General features: G+C 43.2%; 5 protein-coding genes. All 5 read right to left on the bottom strand.

Features of this window, described 5'->3' with window-relative positions; all coding sequences use genetic code 11:
- On the bottom strand, window positions 1-1,185 hold the full coding sequence (tuf, locus tag GQR45_RS11735; protein WP_024589451.1) for an elongation factor Tu: 1,185 nt from the start codon (window positions 1,183-1,185) through the stop codon (window positions 1-3).
- Window positions 1,186-1,247: 62 nt separating this feature from the next.
- On the bottom strand, window positions 1,248-3,362 hold the full coding sequence (gene fusA, locus GQR45_RS11730) for an elongation factor G (RefSeq protein ID WP_007580132.1): 2,115 nt from the start codon (window positions 3,360-3,362) through the stop codon (window positions 1,248-1,250).
- Window positions 3,363-3,389: 27 nt separating this feature from the next.
- Window positions 3,390-3,860 (bottom strand): 30S ribosomal protein S7, encoded by a 471-nt coding sequence (gene rpsG, locus GQR45_RS11725; protein WP_010555004.1) that lies wholly within the window; start codon window positions 3,858-3,860, stop codon window positions 3,390-3,392.
- A gap of 97 nt (window positions 3,861-3,957) precedes the next feature.
- Window positions 3,958-4,332: a 30S ribosomal protein S12 gene (rpsL, locus tag GQR45_RS11720; RefSeq protein WP_002958885.1), complete on the bottom strand. Its 375-nt coding sequence runs from the start codon at window positions 4,330-4,332 to the stop codon at window positions 3,958-3,960.
- A 194-nt stretch (window positions 4,333-4,526) separates the two neighbouring features.
- Window positions 4,527-8,702 carry a DNA-directed RNA polymerase subunit beta' gene (gene rpoC, locus GQR45_RS11715; protein ID WP_007580130.1) on the bottom strand — a complete coding sequence of 1,392 codons (4,176 nt, stop codon included), beginning with the start codon at window positions 8,700-8,702 and terminating at the stop codon, window positions 4,527-4,529.
- Window positions 8,703-8,732: the final 30 nt, after the last annotated feature.

Genomic DNA, 8,732 nt, shown 5'->3' with positions numbered 1-8,732 from the left:
TTACGCTACGATAGTTGCTACAACACCAGCACCTACAGTACGACCACCTTCACGGATAGCAAAACGAAGACCTTCATCCATCGCGATTGGTGCGATTAGAGTTACTGTCATCTTGATGTTATCACCAGGCATTACCATTTCTACGCCATCTGGTAACTGTACGTCACCAGTTACGTCAGTTGTACGGAAGTAGAACTGTGGACGGTAACCTTTGAAGAATGGAGTATGACGACCACCTTCATCTTTCGAAAGTACGTATACTTCTGAAGTGAATGTAGTATGTGGGTTGATTGAACCAGGCTTAGCTAGTACTTGACCACGTTCAACGTCTTCACGCTTAGTACCACGTAGAAGTGCGCCGATGTTTTCGCCAGCACGACCTTCGTCTAGAAGCTTACGGAACATTTCAACACCAGTACAAGTAGAACGAGTTGTATCATTGATACCAACAATTTCTACTTCGTCATTGATGCGGATGATACCAGCTTCAACACGACCAGTTACAACTGTACCACGACCCTGGATTGAGAAAACGTCTTCGATAGGCATAATGAAAGGCTTATCGATGTCACGCTCTGGCTCTGGGATGTAAGTATCAAGTGCATTTGCAAGCTCAACAATCTTATCTTCCCACTCTTTCTCGCCTTCTAACGCTTTAAGCGCAGAACCAGCAATTAGAGGTAAGTCATCACCTGGGAAATCGTATTCTGAAAGAAGTTCACGAACTTCCATTTCTACTAGTTCAAGTAGCTCTTCGTCATCTACCATGTCACATTTGTTCATGAACACGATGATGTAAGGAACGCCAACTTGACGAGAAAGAAGGATGTGCTCACGCGTTTGTGGCATAGGGCCATCAGTCGCAGCAACTACTAAGATCGCGCCGTCCATTTGAGCAGCACCAGTGATCATGTTTTTAACATAATCGGCGTGACCAGGACAATCTACGTGTGCGTAGTGACGTGAAGGAGTATCGTATTCAACGTGAGACGTTGAAATAGTGATACCACGTTCGCGCTCTTCAGGAGCGTTGTCGATTGATGCGAAATCTTTAGCAACACCGCCGTATACTTTTGCAAGTACGTTAGTGATTGCTGCAGTTAGTGTAGTTTTACCGTGGTCAACGTGGCCGATTGTACCAACGTTTACGTGCGGTTTTACGCGTTCAAACTTTTCTTTTGCCATCTTAAAAAATTCCTAATAAAGAAATTAAAGCCTGACTCACTATTGAGCCAGACAAGCTAAAATTATATAACAGCGCGAGCTGAAATTATTGTATCTGCAACGTTTTTAGAGGCTTCAGCGTACTTCACAAACTCCATAGAGTATGAGGCACGGCCCTGTGTTGCAGATCGTAAAGCAGTCGCATAACCAAACATTTCAGAAAGAGGAACCTGCGCATTAATTTGCTTAAGTCCACCTAATGCATCTTCCATGCCTTCGATTATGCCGCGGCGACGGTTTAAGTCGCCAACTACATCACCCATATTTGAATCAGGAGTGAGTACTTCAACCTTCATTACTGGCTCTAGTAGTACAGGGTTAGCTTTAAGCGCCCCATCTCTCATTGCCAGTGAACCTGCTATTTTAAATGCCATTTCATTCGAATCTACATCATGGAATGAACCATCATATAAAGTCGCTTTAACGCCAAGCAATGGGTAGCCTGCCAGTACACCTTGAGACATTTGCTCTTGGATACCTTTGTCTACCGCAGGGACGAACTCTTTAGGAACAGAACCACCTACGGTTTCGTTAACGAACTCGTAAATTGGTGACTCATCATCCGTAATATCCATCGGTTCAAGTTTAATCCAAACGTGACCATATTGACCACGACCACCTGACTGACGTATAAACTTCCCTTCAACCTTAACAGTTGAACGAATAGCTTCTCGGTATGAGACCTGCGGCTTACCAACGTTACATTCAACACTGAATTCACGTTTCATACGGTCGACGATGATATCTAGGTGAAGTTCACCCATGCCAGAGATTATAACCTGGCCTGATTCTTCGTCAGTTTGTACTCGAAAAGAAGGGTCTTCAGCAGCTAGTTTACCCAGCGCGATACCCATCTTATCTTGGTCAGCTATAGTGCGGGGCTCAACCGCAATAGAGATTACTGGTTCAGGGAATTCCATACGCTCAAGCGTAATAATAGAATTCGGATCACACAGTGTTTCACCTGTTGTTACGTCTTTAAGACCAATAGCTGCCGCGATGTCGCCTGCGAAAACTTCTTTGATCTCTTCACGAGAGTTTGAATGCATCTGTACGATACGGCCAAGTCGCTCACGCTTACTTTTTACTGGATTATATACCGTGTCACCCTGTTTAACAGTACCAGAGTAAACACGGAAAAAGGTCAAGGTTCCAACAAACGGGTCTGTTGCAATCTTAAAAGCGAGTGCAGCAAACGGCGCTTTATCATTAGCTGGACGTTCTTCCTCAGTACCATTTTCTAAGATACCTTGGATTTGTTTCACTTGCTCTGGTGAGGGCATATATTCAACAACGCAATCAAGCACAGCTTGAACACCTTTGTTTTTAAATGCGCTACCACAAGTAACTGGAACAATCTCATTAGCTAATGTTCGTTGGCGTAAAGCATTTTTAATTTCTGCTTCACTTAACTCTTCACCTTCTAAGTATTTATCCATTAGTTCTTCTGTTGCTTCAGCAGCGCTTTCAACTAAGTGAGAGCGCCATTCTTCAGCTAATTCCAGAAGTTCTGCCGGTATTGCCTCATAAGAGAAAGTCATACCCTGGTCCGCTTCGTTCCAGTTAATCACTTTCATTTTTATAAGATCAATAACACCTTTAAAGTCGTCCTCAGCGCCTACAGGCAACTGAATTGGAACAGGCGTTGCTCCAAGACGAGATTTCACCTGGCTAACCACAGCTAAGAAGTCAGCGCCCGTGCGATCCATTTTATTTACGAAGATCATTCTCGGAACTTCGTATTTGTTCGCTTGACGCCAAACTGTCTCAGTTTGCGGCTGTACACCAGATGAAGCACAAAGAACAACTACCGCACCATCTAATACGCGTAAAGAACGCTCTACTTCGATAGTGAAATCTACGTGTCCTGGAGTATCAATAATATTGATACGATGGGCGTCGAATTGAGCGTCCATCCCTTTCCAAAAACACGTTGTTGCAGCAGAAGTGATTGTGATACCACGCTCTTGTTCCTGCTCCATCCAATCCATAGTTGCAGCGCCATCATGTACTTCACCGATCTTATGAGAAAGACCCGTGTAGAACAGAACACGTTCTGTTGTGGTGGTTTTGCCTGCATCTACGTGAGCGACAATACCTATATTACGATAGCGCTCAAGTGGAGTTGTACGTGCCATATGATCCTCTTAAAGGTTAAAGACAGATTACCAACGGTAATGAGCGAATGCTTTATTCGCTTCAGCCATACGGTGAACGTCTTCACGTTTCTTAACCGCAGTGCCTTTATTATCAGAAGCGTCAACGATTTCTTGAGCTAAACGTAAGCCCATAGATTTTTCGCCACGCTTACGTGCAGCGTCTACTAACCAACGCATACCTAATGCGTTACGACGAACTGGACGTACTTCAACTGGTACTTGATAAGTTGAACCACCAACACGGCGAGATTTAACTTCTACCTGTGGGCGGATGTTATCAAGTGCAGTTTCAAAGATTTCTAGGTGCGACTTGCCTGATTTCTCAGCAGCCACGTCTAGCGCACCATAAACAATTTTTTCAGCAGTAGATTTCTTGCCGTCTAACATCACGATGTTAACGAATTTAGCAAGAAGTTCCGATCCGAACTTAGGATCTGGAAGAATTTTACGTTGACCGATTACGCGTCTTCTAGGCATTTTGTATCTCCGGTTTATTCAGGTTTGCTCTTTCGAGTCAATCACCCAAAACAATAATTATAAATATTTAGTGCTTGGCCTTACTAACGGAAAACAATTAGCCTTTAGGGCGTTTTGCACCGTATTTAGAACGAGCTTGACGACGATCGCTAACGCCTGCACAGTCAAGTGCACCACGAACAGTGTGAAAACGCACACCTGGTAAATCTTTAACACGACCACCACGGATTAGGATTACACTATGCTCTTGAAGGTTATGACCTTCACCGCCAATGTATGAAGTTACTTCGAAACCGTTAGTTAAACGTACACGTGCTACTTTACGTAACGCCGAGTTTGGTTTCTTAGGTGTAGTTGTATATACGCGAGTACATACACCGCGCTTTTGCGGACACGCTTTTAGTGCAGCTGAGTTACTTTTCGTAACCTTGCTACGGCGTGGCTTACGCACTAGCTGGTTAATAGTTGCCATTTAAATAGCTCCTGAAATTAAAATTACTACTGAAAAAAATAAAAAATCCGCCCTTTATTTACGAGCCTGCATTAAGCACACAAGTAAATGGGTGGCGGAATTTTAATGAGCAAAGTTTAACCTGTCAACCTAAACTAACCGCAAGACAGCATATAACTGACTTGCGATCACTTAATCTATTGATTAAGAACAGTTTATTGATTTCCAGACAAATCAGCATTTAGAGCGTCTGTAAGTGCTTGAGTTGCCTCTTCTGCACTTACTGTTTGCTCTTCTACTACTACTTTGCTTTGTTTACGGCGAGCCATACGTTCTTGATGATACGCAAAACCGGTACCGGCTGGGATCAAACGACCCACAATTACGTTTTCTTTAAGACCGCGAAGCTCATCGCTCTTACCATTCACTGCCGCATCTGTAAGAACACGTGTTGTCTCTTGGAAAGACGCTGCAGAGATGAAAGATTCTGTTGCTAGTGATGCTTTTGTGATACCCATTAACTGGATTTCAAACTTAGCTGGTATCTTACCTTGTTTTTCAAGGTCACGGTTTGCGATATTAACGCGCGCCACTTCGATTTGTTCACCGGCTAAGAAGTCAGTATCACCGCCGTGCATAATGGTACATTTACGTAACATTTGACGGATAATTGTTTCAATGTGCTTGTCATTGATCTTAACGCCTTGCAAACGGTAAACCTCTTGCACTTCGTTAACGATATAGTTAGCAACATGAGTCACACCACGTAGGCGTAAGATGTCGTGCGGTGATTCAGGACCATCGGCGATAACTTCACCTTTAGACACTTGCTCACCTTCAAACACGTTAAGTTGACGCCATTTAGGAATCATCTCTTCGTAATGATCACCTTCAGCTGGAGTAATAACTAAACGCTTCTTACCTTTAGTCTCTTTACCGAAGCTAATTGTACCAGTTACTTCAGCTAATATAGCTGGTTCTTTTGGCTTACGAGCTTCAAATAAGTCGGCTACGCGTGGTAGACCACCCGTGATATCACGGGTTTTCGAACCTTCTTGCGGAATACGTGCTAACACGTCACCTGGGTTTGCTGTAACGCCGTCAATAACTTCAATCGTCGTGAATGAAGGAAGACGTGTTTCTTGCAGACCGCGCTCTTCACTTTCGATGATAAGCTTTGGTTCTTTCGTATTTACTTTAGCAAGATCTTTTACAACTACACGGGTTAAACCAGTTAGCTCATCAGTCTGTGCTTCAGTATTTGAATCATCGATATCGCTGAACGATACTTTTGATTTATGCTCAAGAACGATTGGGTGACTATGCGGGTCCCAAGTAGCAACGATATCGTTACCTAGAACTTCAGCATTGTCTTGCACTGTTAATACCGCACCGTAAGGTACTTTATAACGCTCTTTCTCACGACCATGACTATCAATGATAGTAATTTCCGTAGAACGAGAGGTAATAACAATCTTACCGTCTGTGTTTAATACGTACTTAGAGTTATGAAGCTTTAATGTACCGTTAGTTTTAACTTGTACATTATTTTCTGCAGACGCTCTAGATGCCGCACCACCGATGTGGAAGGTACGCATTGTTAACTGTGTACCCGGCTCACCGATTGACTGTGCCGCGATAACACCCACTGATTCACCAGCGTTGATGATATGACCACGTGCTAGGTCACGACCATAACAGTTAGCACAAACACCAAAGTCATTATCACAAGTGATAACAGAACGTACACGAACTTCATCTACTGAATGCTCTTCTAAAAGATCACACAGTTTTTCGTCTAGCATGATATTACGTTCAACAAGCACTGTATTAGTACCTGGAATCACAATATCTTCAGCAACAACACGACCTAGAACACGTTCACGAAGTGCTTCTACAACATCACCACCTTCAATAAGCGGTTTCATTGTTAAGCCATCTTCTGTGCCACAGTCATCTTCATTGATTACCAAATCTTGTGCAACGTCTACTAGACGACGCGTTAGGTAACCCGAGTTTGCTGTTTTAAGTGCTGTATCGGCAAGACCTTTACGCGCACCATGCGTTGAGATGAAGTACTGAAGTACGTTTAGACCTTCACGGAAGTTAGCTGTGATTGGAGTCTCGATGATTGAACCATCTGGACGTGCCATTAGACCACGCATACCCGCCAACTGACGAATCTGTGCAGCACTACCACGAGCACCTGAGTCGGCCATCATAAACACTGAGTTAAATGACGGTTGCTCTACTTCTTCACCTTGTGCATTGATAACTGTGTCTTTCGACAAGTTAGACATCATCTCACGTGATAAGTTTTCGTTTACACGTGACCAGATATCGATAACTTTGTTGTACTTTTCACCAGCCGTTACAAGACCTGATTGGAATTGTTGGTTGATTTCAGTAACTTCAGCTTCAGCTGATTCAATTATCTGTGCTTTAACCGGAGGGATAACTAAGTCATCAATACCGATAGAAACACCTGACTTCATTGCATAATGGAAACCGGTGTACATAACTTGGTCAGCAAAGATAACTGTATCTTTAAGACCTAGACGACGGTAACACTCATTCAATAAGCCAGAAATCTGCTTTTTACCTAGTGGCTGGTTGATTGACGCAAACGGCATGCCTTTAGGTAAAATTAGAGACAGAATCGCACGACCAACAGTTGTATCGATAACAGTAATAGTATCTTCTACTACGCCGTCTTCGTTTTTAACTGATTGGCTAATACGTACTTTCACAATTGCGTGAAGGTCTGCATTGCCACTGCGGTATGCTTTTTCTGCTTCTTTTGGATCTTTAAATATCGCGCCTTCGCCTTTAGCGTTAATGCGGTCACGGGTCATGTAATAAAGACCCAATACAACATCCTGTGAAGGAACGATGATTGGCTCACCATTCGCAGGAGATAGAATGTTGTTTGTTGACATCATCAATGCACGAGCTTCAAGCTGCGCTTCGATTGTTAACGGTACGTGTACCGCCATTTGGTCACCATCGAAATCGGCGTTGTAAGCCGCACATACTAATGGATGCAAATGAATCGCTTTACCTTCGATAAGCACAGGCTCAAACGCTTGGATACCCAAACGGTGAAGTGTTGGTGCACGGTTAAGTAATACTGGATGTTCACGAATTACTTCGTCAAGTACATCCCATACTTCCGGAACTTCACGTTCAACCATCTTCTTAGCAGCCTTGATTGTCGTAGCCATGCCGCGACGTTCTAATTTGCCATAGATGAATGGTTTGAATAGCTCTAGTGCCATCTTCTTAGGAAGACCACATTGGTGAAGCTTAAGTGTAGGACCAACTGTGATTACAGAACGGCCTGAATAATCTACACGCTTACCAAGTAAGTTCTGACGGAAACGACCTTGCTTACCCTTGATCATATCAGCAAGAGATTTAAGAGGACGTTTGTTAGAACCTGTAATTGCACGACCACGACGACCGTTATCAAGTAGCGCATCTACCGCTTCTTGTAACATACGTTTTTCGTTACGTACAATAATGTCTGGTGCTGCTAAATCTAGTAGACGCTTAAGACGGTTATTACGGTTAATAACACGACGGTAAAGGTCATTTAGATCAGATGTCGCAAAACGACCACCGTCTAATGGCACTAATGGGCGTAGATCAGGTGGCAATACTGGAAGTACTGTCATGATCATCCACTCAGGGTTATTACCTGATTGGTGGAACGATTCCATTAACTTAAGACGTTTAGTGATTTTTTTACGCTTAGTTTCAGAGTTAATTGTTGGTAACTCTTCACGCATCTCAGCAATTAATTGAGCAAGATCAAGTTCACGAAGCAAGTCTAAAACTGCTTCAGCACCCATCTTAGCTTCAAACTCATCACCGTGCTCTTCTAGTGAATCTAAGTATTCTTCTTCACCTAATAGCTGACCACGCTCAAGCGTTGTCATACCAGGTTCAGTTACTACGAATGATTCGAAGTAAAGAACACGTTCAATATCACGAAGCGTCATATCTAGCATTAAGCCAATACGTGACGGTAATGATTTTAAAAACCATATATGTGCAACTGGGCTCGCAAGGTCGATATGACCCATACGATCGCGTCGCACTTTAGTGAGTGTTACTTCAACGCCACACTTTTCACAGATCACACCACGGTGTTTAAGGCGTTTATATTTACCACATAAACACTCATAATCTTTCACTGGGCCGAAAATACGGGCACAGAATAAGCCATCGCGCTCAGGCTTGAAAGTACGGTAGTTAATAGTCTCAGGTTTCTTTACTTCACCGTATGACCATGAACGAACCATGTCTGGTGAAGCAAGACCAATGCGAATTGCATCGAATTCTTCGGTCTTATTTTGTTGCTTCAGAAACTTAAGTAAGTCTTTCACCTTAGCTCTCCTGTCGGAGTTAATCTTGAG

Origin of the sequence: Pseudoalteromonas sp. SA25, assembly GCF_011378705.1 — a bacterium.
In the GTDB taxonomy this organism is placed as follows: domain Bacteria; phylum Pseudomonadota; class Gammaproteobacteria; order Enterobacterales; family Alteromonadaceae; genus Pseudoalteromonas; species Pseudoalteromonas arctica.
The sequence above is the reverse complement of the archived record's forward strand: the minus strand, read 5'-3'. Positions and strand labels throughout refer to the sequence as shown.